The sequence below is a fragment of the Gilliamella sp. B3892 genome, assembly GCF_026536305.1.
Lineage (GTDB): Bacteria > Pseudomonadota > Gammaproteobacteria > Enterobacterales > Orbaceae > Gilliamella.
The window spans coordinates 61,580-78,873 of the sequence record NZ_JAFNOK010000010.1 but is presented as its reverse complement, the minus strand read 5'-3'; the positions used below and the strand labels follow the sequence as shown (position 1 = coordinate 78,873).

Sequence of the window (17,294 nt, the reverse complement as noted above, 5' to 3'; positions counted from 1 at the left end):
TATGATTCAAGAAATAATAAAATTTATCGTCGATATTTTAAAAGTGCCCGCAGTATTGGTGGGGCTGATTGCTATGGTGGGGCTGCTTGCTCAACGCAAATCATTTGCCGATACGGTTAAAGGAACGATTAAAACTATTTTAGGTTTTTTGGTTTTAGGTGGCGGTGCAACGGTACTTATCAGCGCAATTACGCCATTAGGCATCATGTTCGAACAAGCGTTTAAATTACAAGGGATCGTTCCAAATAATGAAGCCATTGTTTCTATGGCATTAAATGAGTATGGTACGGCAACAGCCCTAATTATGGCGTTTGGCATGATTGCAAACATTATTGTGGCACGCTTTACTCGCTTAAAATTCATCTTTCTAACCGGTCACCATACTTTTTATATGGCTTGTATGATCAGTATTATTTTAACTGTCTCTGGGTTTAAAGATTGGCAATTAATCTTGACAGGGGCATTAGTGTTAGGATTGATTATGGCGTTTTTCCCCGCTTTAGCGCAACCGCAAATGCGTAAAATTACCGGAAATGATGATGTCGCATTTGGTCACTTTGGTACACTAGGTTATGTTTTAGCTGGCTGGCTTGGCATGGCGGTAGGAAAAGGGTCACGTTCAACCGAAGAGATGAACTTACCGAAAAACTTAAGTTTTCTACGAGACAGTTCCATTTCAATTTCATTAACGATGATGATTATCTACCTTATTTTGGCAGTATTTGCCGGTTCGGACTATATTGAAGCCAATCTAAGTAATGGTGATAATTATTTAGTTTATGCCATTATTGAGGCAATTACGTTTGCCGCAGGCGTCTTTATTATATTGCAAGGTGTGCGCTTAATACTTGCTGAAATTGTCCCGGCATTTACAGGGTTTTCTGAAAAGTTAGTCCCAAATGCAAAACCAGCTTTAGATTGTCCTGTCGTCTTCCCTTATGCCCCTAATGCCGTATTAATTGGCTTTTTATTCAGCTTTTTAGGTGGATTAGTCGGATTATTTGTTCTAGGTCAACTTAACGCTGTGCTCATTTTACCGGGCGTGGTTCCACATTTCTTCTGTGGTGCAACTGCTGGCGTATTTGGTAATGCAATGGGTGGACGTCGAGGCGCAATGCTTGGCGCATTTGCCAATGGTTTATTAGTGACATTTTTACCGGTGGTATTATTACCGGTTTTAGGATCACTTGGTTTTGCCAATACCACGTTTTCTGATGTCGATTTTTGTGGCGTCGGCATTATTTTAGGTAATATGGCAAAATGGTTTAATAAAGATGTCATTATGTGGATTATTATTGCTATCTTTGCTTTATTAGTCGTTTACAACTACACTGTCAAAACTAAGACAGATGAGAATGAAAACCAATAATAGTCAATAACCCTAAACCCTATAAAATGCCGGACAAAGATGTCTGGCATTTTATTATTGACTAAACTGTAATGAATAATCGATGATAACCGCTTAGCGTGATAGTATACTGACTTTAACGCTCATTTATCGCAATTTTTGCCCTAAAATTAGCCGAAGTGCAATAAACAAATATAGTTACGCTATGGGTAGCCCGAACGCATTTAATGGAATAAATCATGACAACCCCAAACACCGATACTATCTATGTCAATCAAAATGTATATTTAACAGCGCCAAATACAATTTATGCAACAGCGCTATACTCAGTCATCGATGCCAATCGTGATAATTTTAGCCAATTTATGGCCTGGCCTAAGTGGGTAAAAAATCGTTCTGACACTGAAAAATTTTTGAGCGACAGTTTAATTACGCATCAACAAGATATCAGTAAAACCTACATTATTCTATTTGAAGATAAGCCGGTAGGTATCATTGCTTTTAACCAAATTGATAAAGCAAACAAAACGGCTTATATTGGCTATTGGCTTGATAATCAAGCACAAGGTAAAGGGATTATCACGCAATCAACGCTGGCATTAACCGAATATTACGCTGTGAATAAAATGATTAAACGTTTTGTTATCAAATGTTCAGTAGCCAATGATAAAAGTAATCGGGTAGCTAAACGTTGTGGCTTTGAGCACGAGGGAGTACTTAAGCAAGCAGAATATTTAAACGGTACTTTTTATGACCAAAATCTGTATGCACTAATTTCATCTTATCTCTAAAATTGGGCACAAAAAACCGACAGACTGAAGTGACTCCATAAAGTTGGACTCTTTTGTTAAGCGGCTTGTAAGGCCTGATTTCGATATTCTACCGGAGTCAGGCCTTTTAATCATCGTTTTATCAGATTATTGCGGTTCATCAATGACTAAACAGGCAGCCATAAAAGACTAAACCGGCAATAATACACATCAACATGACAACAATCATATATTTGGTTTTCGCTTGATAGTTTTTCATCTCACCGAGTGAAAGATCTTTATCTTTATTTTTTCGGTGATAATAGTAGTACAACGGTAAGCCAATTAACGTCAAAATAATTGAAGCAATGCCGTTTGTTGTTTGATAAACCAACATACCATAAATCACATAACCGGCACCTAAAATTGCAATAATCGGAATAATTGGATAGCCGATAACTTTATAACTTCTTGGTACATCAGGATATTTTTTGCGAGCAATAATCACTCCGACAAATGTTAATAGATAAAATACCCATATTGAAAACATCGAAATTTCCGATAAGCGATCGGCATCGAGCAAGGTGGAATATAAGAAAGAGAAGATTACCAGCACAATAATAGCATTAATTGGCGAGCGACTATTTTCATCAAGGGTACTTAAATAACGCGCACCGACGATCGTTCCCCGCTCTGCCATACTAAAAATAGTGCGGGATAATGTCATAATATAACCATTAATACCGCCTAAAATTGAGATCATAATTCCCACAGCAACTAAGTTTCCACCTAAATGCCCGAACATACGTTGCGATGCCACCGCAGATGCATCATGACCGAGCGAAACCATCTCCTGCACCGGGAAAATTTTAAATAAAGCAATATTGATACAGGCATAAACCACCACCAAAAAGATAATGCCTAAAATAATCGCCTTAGGTAACACTTTTGCAGGATTATGAATCTCACCGGCAACCGATGCCACTTGCGCCCAACCGTCATAAGCAAACAAGGTCGCTAAAATCGCCACCGCAAACGGTGCATAGGTTTCGATACCTTGTCCGCTGGCACTAAACAACGCAACTTGACCGTTACCTTTCAGTAAGCCAAATACAGCTAACAGTAATATCGGAATAAGTTTGCAAACGGTGGCAATAGTTTGCAGATAGCCCGCTTGTTTAACACCAATTGAATTGATTATAGCAATAAAGCCTAACACACCGGCACTTACAGCCATTCGGTAGGCATCATTAATACTGAATAAAAGGCAAAAAACCGAACTGAAATAGCCGACTAATGCCCCCACTAATGACGGTGCAAATAATACGGTTATCATCCAACCATAAAGGTGGGAAACTTTATCGCCGTAAATTTTTTCTAAGTAAACCAGCATGCCACCGGTTTTCGGAAACATGACACCCAATTCACAAAGGGTTAATCCGCCACAAATTGAAAAAACGCCACCAATGATCCACGCCAATAGCGCAAGGTTATAATCGCCCGCAACTTCCAACACCGCAGGAGGTTTCATAAATGCACCGGCACCTAAAACCATACCGACAACCAGTGATAACGCAGAGACTAACCCCAGATCTTTGCGCAATTTATTTTCTAAATTGTGTTCAGACATAACTATCCCCTAAACAGATAAATATACTAGCAAAATTCGCCTATAATAGGGCTTTATAGATAAAATACAAGAAAGATTGATGATATTTGACAAAATAAGATGACAATGCAAGCAAAATAAAGGTTGAATTATTTAAAAGCAACAAAGCCAGCAATAAGCTAGCTTTGTTTTATTTTGGCTGAAATTAAAAGATTATTACCCTATTTTTGCTTTTTCATCTTCATATCAATAACCATACGACCCCGGATTTTACCGGCTTTCATCTCTTCAATCATTTCGTTGATATCTTCTAATGGGCGTTTTTCAACAATAGGCACCACTTTTCCTTCGGCGCTGAATCGGAATGCTTCAGCCAGATCTTCACGTGTACCCACCAGTGAACCTAAAACTTGAATACCGTCTAACACCGTTTTCGGGATACTTAAGTCCATGGTTTCTGAAGGCAAGCCTAACGCCACCACACGCCCTAACGGACGCACAGACTCAATTGCCTGATTGAATGCAGTTTTAGTAACTGATGTTACAACGGCACCATGTACGCCACCGCCAGTATGCTCTTTAATATAAGCACCCACATCCGGTACTTTTTTCGGATTGACAACTAAATCAGCGCCCAGCTTTTTGCACAGCTCTAATTGACTGTCACTATTACTGATCGCAACAACTTTATTATTGAAAACATTCTTACCATATTCAATAGCCAGCGTACCAAGCCCACCAATACCAAAAACGGCAAGCCATTGGCCCGGTTTGGTGTCCGCCACTTTAATGCCTTTATAAGTTGTCACACCAGCACAAGTGACGCTGGTTGCTTGCGCCGGATCTAAATTGTCCGGGACTTTCACAGCATAATCCGCTTTCACAATGCACTGCTCTGCCATTCCACCGTCAACGCTGTATCCTGAATTTAAGGCGCTGCGACAAAATGTTTCATTACCTGATATACAATACTCGCAAGTCCCACAGCCGGCATGGAACCAAGCGATACTGACCCGATCTCCGACTTTTAAGCTTTTTACATCTGGCGCTATTTTGGTCACAATCCCTACACCTTCATGACCAATCACCCGACCAGGTTTTTTACCAAAATCGCCGGATGCGACATGGATGTCTGTATGACAAAGACCACAATATTCAACCTCAACTAAAGCTTCACCCGCTTCTAAAGGACGAACCGGAATATCTTTAATCTCAACTTGACCATCGCACTCTTGTCTAATTACAGCTGCTTTCATTTCTTTCTCCTAAATATTTAAAAATTCAAAACCAAATTGGTTGTATTTTAGACTATTTATTAAAAAAAAATATGCGCTATTTCACAAATATCAATAAAAAGAAGAATTATTTTTAACGTTATACCGATAAGCGATATTTACATTAAACATCTAAAAATAATGATGATAATAAAAATTCTACAAGTTAGCCTCGCGAGTAAATATATAACTAAAAGTAATATAAATATGCGATATCGGCATTTCTCAACGTTACTAAAAATTTTTATAGTGAAATCCTAAAAATTTCATAGTGATAAATACCGAAAATATGGTGACAACAATTGTAAGGAGCATACATGAAATTATTCAATATCAAACAAACATTTATTATAGGATTACTCTCAATTTTGTTACCATTTTATTCAATGGCGGATGAAAAAACACCGCAACGAGGTGGAACACTAGTTGTCCATTATTCAGGAGAACAAAGAGTTCTCAACCCAGCTTTACGCGCGTCAACGGGGGTATATGAAGTATCAGGAAAAGTAGTTGAATCATTAGTCGATCTCGATGCAGATGGCCAAATTGTTCCTGTTCTTGCTACATCATGGACTTCCTCACCGGATGGAAAAACAATAACATTTAAATTACGTGAAGGCGTCAAATGGCACGACGGTAAACCATTTACATCACAAGATGTGAAATATAATGCACTAGAGTTTTGGAAAAAAAGATTAAATTTCTCAACTACATTACAACTTAATTTAACCTCTGTCGGTACACCTGATGACCATACAGTGGTATTCAATTATTCTCGTCCAATGCCATTAGATTTACTATTAAGAGCTTTAGTTGATCTTGGCTATGTTGTTCCCAAACATTTGTACGAAGGCACCGATGTATTAAATAATCCTTATAACACAGCACCTGTAGGGACTGGGCCATTCAAGTTCGTTGAATATCAACGAGGACAACATATTATTGTTGAACGCAATGCTGATTATTGGCGAAAAGGATATCCTTATTTAGATAAAATAATCTGGCGCATTATTAACGATAACTCTTCAGCATCAGCTGCACTTGAAAGTGGACAAATTGATTTAAGTGCCTACTCAAAATTAAGCCTTGCTGATATTAATCGATTCAAACAAAACTCAAAATTTGAGGTTTTAACAAAAGGTTCTCAAGCAAATATTTTCAATAATACTTTAGAATTTAACTTCCGCAATCCGATCATTGCTAACCTAAATGTTCGCAAAGCAATTGTTCAATCACTCGATATTCCTTTCTTCATCGATGACTTTTTATACGGATTTGGTAAGCCTGCAACCGGTATTATTCCATCATCAAACGTTTTTTACCCTAAAGACAGTAAAATTGTTTACTCTTTTGATAGAGAAAAAGCTGAACAATTATTAGATGAAGCAGGTTATCCACGAAAAGCTGACGGCACTCGTTTTACCTTAAAATTAGTCCATATTAATAATGGTGAAGATGTTCCACTTTTTGCAACATTTATCCAACAATCTTTAGCTGAAATCGGCATTAATGTGGTTATCGTTAATCTCGACACTGCTGGCGCTTTAAATGCCGTTTATAAACTCCACGATTTTGATATTGCAACAGGGTGGCACCAATATAGAGGCGATCCGGCAGTTTCGACAACTGTTTGGTTACGTTCTGGCAGTCCTGAAGGAGCGCCTTGGACAAATCAATATGGCTGGAAATCAGATGCTGTCGACCAATTAATCGATAGTGCCGCAACTGAAATAGATCCAGTCAAACGTAAAGCACTTTATGGTCAACTAGTTGATGTCGTGAATACTGAACTACCACTCTGGTTCGCAACAGAACGTGAATTCATCTCAGTGATTAATAACAAAGTACACAATCATCATAATACAGCACGTTGGCCATCAAGTAGTTGGTTTGATGTATGGATAGAACACTAAGTTAAGGTGAAATGATGACGCATATACTGACTTTAGCACTTAGACGATTATTAACCACGATTCCAGCACTGGTTATCATACTAATTGCGCTATTTTTATTATTACAATTGGCGCCTGGCGATACAGTGGATGCTTTACTTGCCCAAATTGGTGGTGCCGAGTCAAGCGTTATTGATGAAATGCGTCATCATTATGAACTTGACCAATCAACAAGTTCACGATTAATCAATTATTTATGGCGATTAGTTCATTTAGATTTGGGGCAATCAGCAATATATAATAAGCCAGTTAGCCATATGATCTTAGAACGTTTACCGGCTACATTACTATTGATGGTTTGCGCAATGTTCTTAGCGTTTACCTTCGGTACAATCCTTGGCATTTTATCCGCTCAAAAAGTGAATCGTTGGCCAGATACACTCATTTCAGTACTGGGACTAATTTTTTATTCAACACCTTCATTTTGGTTAGCTCTCATGGGAATTGTCTTCTTCTCAATTTATTTGAATTGGCTACCACCTAGTGGGTTTGGCAGTATCGGCGAATCATTAACGGGTATTTCAGCATTTTTTGATATTGCATGGTATTTAATCTTGCCAACTACTACCCTAGCTTTAGTTTATCTAGCAATCTATTTACGCATTATGCGCGCTTCATTACTTGAAGTATCGACCTTAGACTTTGTAAAAACAGCTAAAGCGAAAGGATTAAGTAGCCGCCAGATACTGGTTAATCACATACTACGTAACGCCATGTTACCAATGATAACACTAATCGGTCTACAAGCAGGCACCATGTTAGGCGGTTCGGTGGTTATTGAAACCATTTTTGCCATTCCAGGATTAGGACGACTTGCCTATGATTCTGTAGTACAAAGAGATCTAAACACTTTACTTGGCGTAGTATTTGTTTCAGCAATACTCGTTATCATTATTAATTTTATTGTCGATATGCTTTACGCAAAGCTCGATCCACGCATTACAGGACATTAATGATGGCGATATTAAAAGACTATTTCCGTAGCCCAATTGCTAGAATTGGTACAATTTTACTGTTATTAATTATCATAATTGCATTAAGCGCAGATTGGTTTTTTCCTGGCAATCCGCTTCGCTTAGCGGGTCGCCCATTACAATGGCCTTTTACAAATCCTAAATTTATCCTGGGAACAGATCAAGCAGGAAGAAATATCGCTGCCCAGCTTTTTCATGGTGCAAAAGTATCACTGATTATCGGACTTATCTCAACATTCATAGCAATTATTATTGGTGTGGTTATTGGTGCCATCTCAGGATTCTACGGAAGATGGGTTGACGACATACTGATGCGCCTTACAGAAGCATTCCAGATTTTACCTAACTTTTTACTATTACTCGTTGCTGTTGCGGTATTTGGTTCAACAATCAATATTGTGGTGATTGCAATTGGTGTTGTTTCTTGGCCACCCGTTGCAAGGTTAACTCGAGCAGAATTTTTATCATTACGCAATCGTGAATTTGTTCAGGCGGGAAAAACCATAGGCATGAGCTCAACTAGACTCATGTTTAAAGAGATTTTACCAAACGCATTACCGCCAGTAATTATGTATGCCAGTGTTATTTTATCAACCGCGATATTAATGGAAAGTGCGCTAGCTTTTTTGAGCCTTTCCGATCCCAATATTTCATCATGGGGGAATCTGGTCGGTAATGGACGACTAGTATTACGTCAACAATGGTATGTTTCAGCTATTCCTGGCATTGCAATATTGCTAACCGTTTTATCTGCATCATTAGTTGGACAAGGAATAAATGATGCACTCAATCCAAGGTTAAAAAAACGATGAATCAAAAAAGACTATCAATTAAAAATTTAACCCTAGATTTGCCTCATGGTTCGGATCGGAAATATGCGGTTAATAATGTCTCACTAAATCTTTATGCTAACGAAATCCTATGTATTGTTGGTGAAAGTGGTTCGGGTAAATCTTTATTATCCAATGCAATCATGGGATTATTACCTGACGGTATTATTGCTTCTCAAGGTGAGATTGATTACGACGGAAACAACTTACTCACTTACCATGATGAACAAATGCGTAAAATTCGTGGTGCGCATATTGGTATGGTTTTCCAAGACCCGATGACTGCGCTAAATCCATTAAAAACCATCGCTAATCAAATTAGTGAAATGTTCACTATCCACACTAAGTTAACTAAACAAGAGATAAACCAAAAAGTTATCCAATTATTAACGGATGTGCAAATGCCCAATCCACAGTCTGTTGCTAAAGCTTATCCACATCAACTTTCTGGTGGTCAGCGTCAACGAGCCATGATTGCTATGGCATTAGCATTAGAACCCGCTATTTTGATTGCTGATGAACCAACAACAGCTTTAGATGTCACAACTCAAGCATGCATATTGAAATTGATACGTGAACTACAATCACGTAAAGGTACCGCTGTATTATTCATTACTCATGATTTTGGTGTAGTTGCTGATATTGCAACTCGTATTGCGGTTATGCAGAAAGGACAACTCGTTGAGCAAGGCTTAGCGAGTGACGTATTAAATTCGCCAACACATCCTTATACACAAGCGTTAATAGCCGCTGTCCCTCCCCTTACTCCTGGGGATGTTCAACGTATTAATAAAGAGATTATTCTTGAAGTGAACAACCTATTAAAAACGTATCACAATCATAGCTTTTTTAAGCAAAACCGACGTACAACCTATGCGGTTAATAATGTTAGCTTTAAGTTACATAAAGGGAGTACTTTAGGCGTTGTGGGAGAAAGCGGCTCAGGTAAATCAACGTTAGCCAGATGCATTATTAAATTATTAGAAATAGACAGCGGTCAAATCAACTTTGAAGATGTAGATATTGCCAATTTAAAAGGGAAAAAACTTAAACAATATTCACGCCATATTCAGATGGTCTTTCAAGATCCCTATGCGTCATTAAATCCACGTCGAAAAGTCGGCGATCAAGTTACGATTGGACCAATACTTCACGGAACAAACAAACACGAAGCAATCAAAAGAGCAAAAGCGTTATTCAACATGGTGGGATTGGAAAGCGAGGCATTAAACCGTTATCCTCATGAATTTTCAGGAGGACAAAGGCAACGAATAGGCCTTGCTCGAGCATTAGCATTAGAGCCGAAAATATTGATTGCTGATGAACCGGTATCGGCGCTTGATGTTTCAGTTCAGGCACAAGTTCTTGAACTATTAACGCAATTACAAAAAAAGCTGGATTTAACGGTTCTATTTATCACCCATGACCTGCGAGTTGCTGCACAAATTTGTGATCATATTATTGTAATGAAATCAGGAAAAATCGTCGAGCAAGGTATCGCATCACAAGTCTTTCTAAATCCGACAGCATCTTATACCAAAGATCTACTTGATGCGGTTCCTGGTAAAGGATGGAATCCACATCGATTAATTGATATGTCGCCCGCTATTCATATTTAAGGAGTGAATATAATGACAACACTTAGTCCACAAATTGATCATGTTGTAATCACCGTATCAGATCAGCTCGATCAAGCAAATTCTCAATATCAAAAACTGGGATTCACAACAACCCCAAGGGGCCACCATTCACTAGGAACAAGTAATAATTTAGCGATATTTACGACCACATATCTTGAGCTTTTAGGTTTTGAACCTCAAAATGCGGGTAAAGTAGATAAAAGTTGGTGTTTTGCTGACGGGCTAACTGGATTAGTTTTCAAAACCAAAGATGCCAACAAACTTTATCAACAACTTGTTAGCCAAGGTATAAAAGTTGAGGGTGACGGTCCTAAATCCTTTTTTAGACCTGTCGAATTAAATGATGGCACTAAACCAGAGGCGCGTTTTAAAACCGTCAGATTAGACCCTTCCTATACACCAAATGGACAGATCTTTTTTTGCGACCAACTGACTCCGGAACTGGTTTGGCGTAAAGAGTGGCAAACGCACCCAAATGGTGTAATAAATATTAATCAAGTCATTATTGAAGCTCAAAAACCCCGTTCCTCAATTAACTTGCTTGAAAAAACTTTCCCTTCAGCAAACATTATCGAAATTGACGGAGGCGTACGTCTAAAAGCTGAAGATAAATTTATTGATTACCTTACACCAAATGCAATACAGCATCTTTTTGGCTCGTCAGTAAGTAAAGCGAATAACGACCAAGATCGTAAAGTTGCTTTAGGCTTCACAACAAAATCATTAGCGCAAACCCAACAAGCACTAGAAAAAGGAAAAATTAAATACAATTTACAAAATGATACGATTATCGTACCTGCCAGTGAAACATATGGTGTAGTTATGATTTTTAGCCAATTATAAATAGGAACTATGAGTATGAGTACAATTTTATTTATAGGTAGTGGCCATATGTCTGAAGCGATTATTAGCGCTTTGATAAAAAATAAAACATATCAACCCCAAAATATATTAGTGAACGATATTGTTAAATCTCGCTTAGACTATTTACATTCAACTTATGGCGTTACCCCAACTGGCAAAATCGTCAATGCAGATATTATTGTATTGGGAGTTCGACCTCAAGATGCATGGCGTAACATTGTTCAACAATTGGATGTTAAAGAGACTATTATCATTTCAATCATTGCTGGAGTAACAATTGCCCAAATAAAACAATCCTTAAAAGTTGATCTTCCTGTTATTAGAACAATTCCAAATACACTTACCGATACAGGTTTTGGTTATTCAGGTATTGCTACCGATGAGAATGATCAGGCTGTTGCAAAACAAAAATCCGTCACCCAATTCTTCAAAAGTTTTGGTAAACTTGAATATATTGACGAATCACTGCTTGATATTTTTACTGGCTATGCCGTTGCAGGACCGAATTATATTTATTATTTTTATGAATCGTTAGTTGATGCTGGAGTTTTAGTTGGATTGCCCCGAGATATGGCCAAACGCATTGCAATTGAAAATTTACACGGCGCAGCCTCAATGCTTCAATTAAGTCAAAAACATCCAAGGCAATTGCTTGATATTAATAACTCGCCAGCCGGAGTTGGAATGCATAGTTTGTATGAACTAAATAATAGTGATTTTGCCGCAGGGTTACAACGAAGCGTGAAAGCTGGAGTCATTCGAACTATTGAGCTGGGAAAAAGCAGTAAAATTGATTAAAAACAATAGTTGAGGAACATAAAAAAACCCCGTTCCTCAAACTTTTTATTGCCTATTGAGTTTTATGAGATGTCTTTTGCTACATATTTTTGAGTATTATTATTAATTAATAAAAAAAGCCCAATTAATGTACCTAGTAAAAATAGCCCTACAACATAAATTGCCGGCGCCATTTTACTCACAAAATCACTAAAAAATGAGATTAGTAATGGCGTTAAACCACCCGCAATGGCATACGCCATATTAAAGGAGAACGACACACCGCTATAACGAACCGAAGTTGGAAAAACTTTCACCATAAAATAAGCAAACGATCCAACAATACCGACGCTAAAGCCCGCTAGCGGATAGGTAATAAATAGTAGCTGAGCGTTATCTAATGAGCCAAAAAAGATCGCTATCATCACTGCGGCAATAATACAACCAATTAAAAGCACTTTAGCGAGCGCAAATTTGTCCATCATCATGCCATAAAAAGTACAACTAATAATCAACCCGATAATGGCTAATATATTACCTTGTAACGCTTCTATAGCCGAGTAGCCAAACTGTTTTTGTAATAATATTGGGGTCATGAGCATTATCACCATAATGCCTGCTGACAACACCCAAGTAAGTAACATTGATAGTATGGTTTGCGGCAGATATTGGGTTAAGACAGTGACTACCGGTAATTTTTGGGATTGTTCTTGCTGTTTACGTTTTTGGATCTCAAGAAAAATTGGGGTCTCTTTCAACCAACGGCGTAAATACATCGCAATTAAGCCAAAAATACCGCCGATAATAAAGGGTATACGCCAACCCCAATCAACCATTTGTGCTGGAGATAAGCTTTTATTCATGACGGTTGAAACTAACGATCCAAGTAAAATACCTAAACTTAATCCGCTGGTTAAAATGCCGCAGGCTAAACCGATTTTATTTCTGGGAACATGCTCAGCCACAAATGTCCATGCGCCCGGCACTTCGCCGCCAACGGCTAAACCCTGACAAAGTCGCATGAGCAGGAGTAATATCGGCGCAAAGATACCAATACTGGCATAAGTGGGTAAACAACCAATAAACAAGGTGGGTAGTGCCATAAGCAAAATACTGAGTGTAAACATTCGTTTGCGACCAAACAGATCACCAAAATGCGCCATAACAATGCCACCAAACGGGCGAATCAGATAGCCAGCGGCAAAAATACCAAAGGTTTGTACTTGACTTAGCCATTGCGGCATATCTTGCGGAAAAAACAGATGACTAATGGTGATAGAAAAAAAGACAAAAATGATAAAATCATAAAATTCTAAAGCCCCACCCAGAGCAGAAAGCGCAAGCGTTTTATAGTCTTGATTATTGAGTTTGCGCAATGGAGCGTGTGAAACAAAGTCTGACATAGTAATCCTTGCAAATTATTGTTTACAAACAGTCGGTTATGCTGCCTTACTATACCCGAACGTCTTTTTATTGTGAAGAAATTATCATTTGAAACCTGTTTTATTAATGACATAATAGTGACATCAGTTATCATATCAACTAATTAAATCAATTAAATGTAGAATTGGATTGAAACTAGCACAAATGATTAATAAACGGTCATTCATCCAATCTATAATAATTTCTCATTATTAAATGGAGAGTTGAAAATGGCTATAAAACGTATTTCTCGCGGCAAATTTAACCGTATGCAACAATTATCAAACCAAGATGGTGTGATTGCCGCTTTAGCTATCGACCAACGCGGCTCAATGGTCAAAATGATGGAAGCCGCAGTCGGTAAAGATCGTTATCACGTTGATATGGTCTATGAATTTAAGGAGCTGGTTTCTCAAGAATTGACGAAATATGTCAGTGCAATTTTACTTGATGAGCAATACGGTTATAAAGGCATGGCAGCCAAAAATGAGAATGCCGGATTAATCATGTCGTATGAAAAAACAGGCTATGATGCCAATACGCCGGGACGTTTACCCGATATTTTGCCCGAAGACTCACTCCAACGCCTTATCAAAAAAGGTGCCGATGCTGCAAAAGTATTGGTTTACTACAATCCCGATGATCCACAAGATATTTTAGATAAAAAGCATGCATTTTTAGAACGCTTAGGCAACGAAGCAAGAGCAGCCGATATTCCTGTTTTTGTTGAGCCAATTGTCTATGACAATCAAATCACCGATGATAAGAGCCCCGAATTTGCCAAAATTAAACCACAAAAAGTGATTAAAACCATTGAAGAGTTTACTAAAGATCACTATTACATCGATGTGTTAAAAGTTGAAGTACCGGTACTTTTCAAAAATGTCGAAGGCTTTAATGATAATAACGTTGTGGTTTACTCCCAAAAAGAAGCAGCAGACTATTTTAAACAAGCAAGCGATGCTGCTACTCGTCCTTTCATCTATTTAAGTGCCGGCGTACCGACGAAGACTTTCCATGAAGAACTAATTTTTGCCGGTGAACACGGCGCTAAATATAGTGGTATTTTAGGTGGTCGAGCTACATGGTTTGAAGGTGTTGCCGCTTATGCTAAAGGTGGTAAAGATGAGCTAAAACGTTGGTTAGATAAAACCGGACGTGAAAATGTTGAACACCTCAATAAAATTTTAAAACAATATGCTACCCCTTGGTATGATATCTACGGTGGTAAAGATAATATCGAAGTAATCGATATTAAATTGGGTAATTAAGGACGTTAGATTTTATTATTAATGGATTAAAAAAAAGAGTACAAGTTTTCTTCCTATTTTGCTTGTACTCTTTCCCCCGCAGGAATCGAATGCAATCTGCAATAACGACAATCTTAAATAGCTCTATCAAAAAATAGATCCACGCCGCTATCTGCCGCCATAGATAAAAGATAGGCTTTTATTTTCGGTGGAAAAGTTAACCCTTTCACGCAGGTTAAATTACGTAGCACCGGAAATAAGCAAATATCATCTAACGATAGTTCGCCATTACACGCATTTTGCGAAACAATAACAGCGTCAAACTGGTTTAAAATTTCACTCACCGCTAAAATTAATTTTTCACTTTGAGCTAAACACTCGTCGATAGAACCAATTTTTGCCACTTTACTGTTAATAAAATAATCAATCGCACTTTGGGTGGCAAATTCCGCTAACCCTAGCTTGATATAACGAGGGATTTCAAGCTTATAATCATATTGCTGTAGCTGTTTAATCAAGTCGGCTATTTGGGGAGATTTAGTGCCGGTTAAAATAGGCTTACCATTGTTATTATCAATATATTCGACGATATCTAAACTTTCCGGCATATAACTACCATCCGCTTTTTGCAAAATCGGCGCCATTTTTTTGCCAATCATCTTTTCGGGCGTTTTAAAATCATCACTCAGCAAAACATGTTGCTCAACGGGTATATGTTTTAAACCAAATATCATTCTTGCTCTTACACAAAATGGACAGTGCTCATAGATATACAGTTTCATTTTCGTCTCCTTAAGGCATCTATACCCCAAAACAATAAAGCTAAGGCTACAAACATGAGGAAAACGATACCGGCAGCAAGCAAAGCTTTGGGATAACCAATGCGAGTAACATTGATAAATGGATAGGGGTATCGATTAGTATAATAACCACGCACAAAAATATAAACCCCATAAGCCAACAACGAAAGCGCTGAACCCATTACGACCTTAAAATTGATACGCCTAAATGGTCCCCAAATCAGCCAAGTCAATACAGCCAGAGCAGGCGCAATAACATGTAAACTTTCATTGGCAAACCGGGCGATGCTGTTTGGTGGTATATGGATCTTTCTTAAAACTAAATTATAAACAATAGCCGTAATGACCACACCAATTAAGCCATTTAGCCGAATCACCTTAAAACCATATCGATCACATTGAGGATTTAAGCTTAAAAATATGCAACTTACCGCTAACAGAATATTTGAAAGCACAGTAAAAAAACTGAAATAATATTCAAGGCGCCCTAATGGTGATTTTGGTTGCCAAGGGCGAAGTTGGATATGCCAATAGGTATAGGTCTCAATACCAATTACAAAAAAAATATATAACGCAATAAGACAATAGATATTTCGTTTCAACATGATCATAAAGTGAACAGCCCAAATTTTGGCAGGAAGTATATATCAGAAAATAAAAAAAATACAAAACAATGTATAAATTAAAATCCTTTTAGCAACGTTTGACAAGAAGTTTCAGAAATACCCTATGTTTAAGTATAAAAATGGGTAAATTTATAGCAATTTAAGCTCAATTGAATGAGCTTCGTCTAATCTTATCGCCGAAACTGCAACTTGACTCTTGTTGGTATATAATAGTTGCAATACGTGTCATAAAGAGCAGGCTTTTTATGTCTGAAAAAGATATACCACCACAAAATAAAATGTTAATTGAACAGTTTTTAGATTCAATTTGGTTAGAACGCAATTTAGCCGAAAATACGGTTGAATCTTACCGGCACGATCTATTTGCATTAAGCCAATCGCTACAACAGCAACAAGTTAATTTTGTCAACGCACAAACGCATAACTTGCAAGAATTTTTGATGTCGAGAGTCAATGCCGGTTACCAAGCCAGTAGTTCAGCTCGGTTACTGAGCGCAACTAAACGCTTTTTCCAGTACTTATATCAAGAAAATTATCGCACTGACGATCCGTCAGCGGTTTTATCCGCGCCCAAACTACCGAAAAAGCTCCCGAAAGATCTCACTGAATCACAAGTTGATGCTTTACTTCAATCGCCTAGTATAGACGATCCAATCGAATTACGTGATAAAGCCATGTTAGAAGTGCTTTATGCAACAGGTTTGCGGGTTTCTGAATTAGTTAATTTAGAGATCAGTGATATTAGCCTTCGGCAAGGAGTGATAAGAGTTATCGGTAAAGGCAATAAAGAACGGCTAGTCCCGTTAGGGGAAGAAGCAGTCTACTGGCTTGAATTCTACTTTAAATATGCCCGTAATGATCTGTTAAAAACCGGGCCAATTGATATCCTGTTTCCCAGTCGATTGGGCAAAAAAATGACACGACAGACGTTCTGGCATCGGATAAAATATTATGCCATACTAACCGGGATTAATATTGACTCGCTATCTCCCCATGTACTACGGCATGCGTTTGCAACACATTTGCTTAATCATGGTGCCGATTTGCGTGTTGTGCAAATGTTACTTGGACATAGTAGTTTATCCACCACGCAAATTTATACACACGTGGCAACAGAGAGATTAAAACAGTTACACACTAAACATCATCCTCGAGCATAAAAGTTCAAAAAATAAGGGT

General features: G+C 38.0%; 15 protein-coding genes. 10 read left to right on the top strand and 5 right to left on the bottom strand.

Annotated features, from left to right (window positions below; all coding sequences use genetic code 11):
* Nucleotide 1 precedes the first annotated feature (1 nt).
* On the top strand, nucleotides 2–1,369 hold the full coding sequence (locus tag J3U74_RS10050) for a PTS ascorbate transporter subunit IIC (RefSeq protein ID WP_220218823.1): 1,368 nt from the start codon (nucleotides 2–4) through the stop codon (nucleotides 1,367–1,369).
* A 218-nt stretch (nucleotides 1,370–1,587) separates the two neighbouring features.
* Nucleotides 1,588–2,139 (top strand): 50S ribosomal protein L7/L12-serine acetyltransferase, encoded by a 552-nt coding sequence (rimL, locus tag J3U74_RS10045; RefSeq protein ID WP_267329297.1) that lies wholly within the window; start codon nucleotides 1,588–1,590, stop codon nucleotides 2,137–2,139.
* Between the two features lie 139 nt (nucleotides 2,140–2,278).
* On the opposite strand, the gene J3U74_RS10040 is transcribed toward rimL, so the two are convergent.
* Nucleotides 2,279–3,727 (bottom strand): APC family permease, encoded by a 1,449-nt coding sequence (locus J3U74_RS10040; protein ID WP_220218821.1) that lies wholly within the window; start codon nucleotides 3,725–3,727, stop codon nucleotides 2,279–2,281.
* A 200-nt stretch (nucleotides 3,728–3,927) separates the two neighbouring features.
* Entirely contained in the window at nucleotides 3,928–4,962 is a 1,035-nt protein-coding gene (adhP, locus tag J3U74_RS10035) for an alcohol dehydrogenase AdhP (RefSeq protein WP_220218820.1), read from the bottom strand.
* Nucleotides 4,963–5,297: 335 nt separating this feature from the next.
* Here adhP and J3U74_RS10030 point away from each other — a divergent pair, with 335 nt between their 5' ends.
* The 6 genes from J3U74_RS10030 to J3U74_RS10005 are packed head-to-tail and all read left to right on the top strand — an operon-like array spanning nucleotide 5,298 to nucleotide 12,038.
* The gene (locus tag J3U74_RS10030; protein WP_267329298.1) at nucleotides 5,298–6,893 is read left to right on the top strand and encodes an ABC transporter substrate-binding protein; all 1,596 of its coding nucleotides are present in this window, start codon (nucleotides 5,298–5,300) and stop codon (nucleotides 6,891–6,893) included.
* Between the two features lie 14 nt (nucleotides 6,894–6,907).
* Nucleotides 6,908–7,885, top strand: a complete 978-nt coding sequence (locus J3U74_RS10025) for an ABC transporter permease (protein WP_267329299.1) — start codon at nucleotides 6,908–6,910, stop codon at nucleotides 7,883–7,885.
* A 2-nt stretch (nucleotides 7,886–7,887) separates the two neighbouring features.
* Entirely contained in the window at nucleotides 7,888–8,718 is an 831-nt protein-coding gene (locus J3U74_RS10020; protein ID WP_220225593.1) for an ABC transporter permease, read from the top strand.
* Nucleotides 8,715–10,355, top strand: coding sequence for an ABC transporter ATP-binding protein (locus tag J3U74_RS10015; RefSeq protein ID WP_267329301.1), 1,641 nt, complete (start codon nucleotides 8,715–8,717; stop codon nucleotides 10,353–10,355). The genes J3U74_RS10020 and J3U74_RS10015 overlap by 4 nt, the downstream gene beginning before the upstream one ends.
* A gap of 12 nt (nucleotides 10,356–10,367) precedes the next feature.
* Nucleotides 10,368–11,219 carry a VOC family protein gene (locus tag J3U74_RS10010; protein WP_267329302.1) on the top strand — a complete coding sequence of 284 codons (852 nt, stop codon included), beginning with the start codon at nucleotides 10,368–10,370 and terminating at the stop codon, nucleotides 11,217–11,219.
* A gap of 15 nt (nucleotides 11,220–11,234) precedes the next feature.
* Nucleotides 11,235–12,038 (top strand): pyrroline-5-carboxylate reductase family protein, encoded by an 804-nt coding sequence (locus J3U74_RS10005; RefSeq protein WP_267329303.1) that lies wholly within the window; start codon nucleotides 11,235–11,237, stop codon nucleotides 12,036–12,038.
* A 62-nt stretch (nucleotides 12,039–12,100) separates the two neighbouring features.
* Here J3U74_RS10005 and J3U74_RS10000 read toward each other — a convergent pair whose 3' ends face one another.
* Complete coding sequence (locus J3U74_RS10000) at nucleotides 12,101–13,420, bottom strand: MFS transporter (RefSeq protein ID WP_267329304.1); 1,320 nt, start codon at nucleotides 13,418–13,420, stop codon at nucleotides 12,101–12,103.
* Nucleotides 13,421–13,675: 255 nt separating this feature from the next.
* On the opposite strand from J3U74_RS10000, the gene J3U74_RS09995 reads away from it, so the two are divergent.
* Nucleotides 13,676–14,710: a tagatose 1,6-diphosphate aldolase gene (locus J3U74_RS09995; RefSeq protein WP_366518702.1), complete on the top strand. Its 1,035-nt coding sequence runs from the start codon at nucleotides 13,676–13,678 to the stop codon at nucleotides 14,708–14,710.
* A 113-nt stretch (nucleotides 14,711–14,823) separates the two neighbouring features.
* Here J3U74_RS09995 and grxB read toward each other — a convergent pair whose 3' ends face one another.
* Nucleotides 14,824–15,471: a glutaredoxin 2 gene (gene grxB / locus J3U74_RS09990; RefSeq protein ID WP_267329306.1), complete on the bottom strand. Its 648-nt coding sequence runs from the start codon at nucleotides 15,469–15,471 to the stop codon at nucleotides 14,824–14,826.
* Nucleotides 15,468–16,100 carry a Pr6Pr family membrane protein gene (locus tag J3U74_RS09985; RefSeq protein ID WP_220218810.1) on the bottom strand — a complete coding sequence of 211 codons (633 nt, stop codon included), beginning with the start codon at nucleotides 16,098–16,100 and terminating at the stop codon, nucleotides 15,468–15,470. Before J3U74_RS09985 ends, grxB begins: the two co-directional genes overlap by 4 nt.
* Before the next feature lie 275 nt (nucleotides 16,101–16,375).
* On the opposite strand from J3U74_RS09985, the gene xerD reads away from it, so the two are divergent.
* Entirely contained in the window at nucleotides 16,376–17,275 is a 900-nt protein-coding gene (xerD, locus tag J3U74_RS09980; RefSeq protein WP_416379778.1) for a site-specific tyrosine recombinase XerD, read from the top strand.
* The last annotated feature ends 19 nt before the right edge of the window (nucleotides 17,276–17,294 follow it).

Bases quoted from the DNA above. Each gene is read 5' to 3' on its own strand.
- J3U74_RS10050 (WP_220218823.1), top strand. From the start codon at position 2: ATGATTCAAGAAATAATAAAATTTATCGTCGATATTTTAAAAGTGCCC.
- rimL (WP_267329297.1), top strand. From the start codon at position 1,588: ATGACAACCCCAAACACCGATACTATCTATGTCAATCAAAATGTATAT.
- J3U74_RS10040 (WP_220218821.1), bottom strand. From the start codon at position 3,727: ATGTCTGAACACAATTTAGAAAATAAATTGCGCAAAGATCTGGGGTTA.
- adhP (WP_220218820.1), bottom strand. From the start codon at position 4,962: ATGAAAGCAGCTGTAATTAGACAAGAGTGCGATGGTCAAGTTGAGATT.
- J3U74_RS10030 (WP_267329298.1), top strand. From the start codon at position 5,298: ATGAAATTATTCAATATCAAACAAACATTTATTATAGGATTACTCTCA.
- J3U74_RS10025 (WP_267329299.1), top strand. From the start codon at position 6,908: ATGACGCATATACTGACTTTAGCACTTAGACGATTATTAACCACGATT.
- J3U74_RS10020 (WP_220225593.1), top strand. From the start codon at position 7,888: ATGGCGATATTAAAAGACTATTTCCGTAGCCCAATTGCTAGAATTGGT.
- J3U74_RS10015 (WP_267329301.1), top strand. From the start codon at position 8,715: ATGAATCAAAAAAGACTATCAATTAAAAATTTAACCCTAGATTTGCCT.
- J3U74_RS10010 (WP_267329302.1), top strand. From the start codon at position 10,368: ATGACAACACTTAGTCCACAAATTGATCATGTTGTAATCACCGTATCA.
- J3U74_RS10005 (WP_267329303.1), top strand. From the start codon at position 11,235: ATGAGTACAATTTTATTTATAGGTAGTGGCCATATGTCTGAAGCGATT.
- J3U74_RS10000 (WP_267329304.1), bottom strand. From the start codon at position 13,420: ATGTCAGACTTTGTTTCACACGCTCCATTGCGCAAACTCAATAATCAA.
- grxB (WP_267329306.1), bottom strand. From the start codon at position 15,471: ATGAAACTGTATATCTATGAGCACTGTCCATTTTGTGTAAGAGCAAGA.
- J3U74_RS09985 (WP_220218810.1), bottom strand. From the start codon at position 16,100: ATGATCATGTTGAAACGAAATATCTATTGTCTTATTGCGTTATATATT.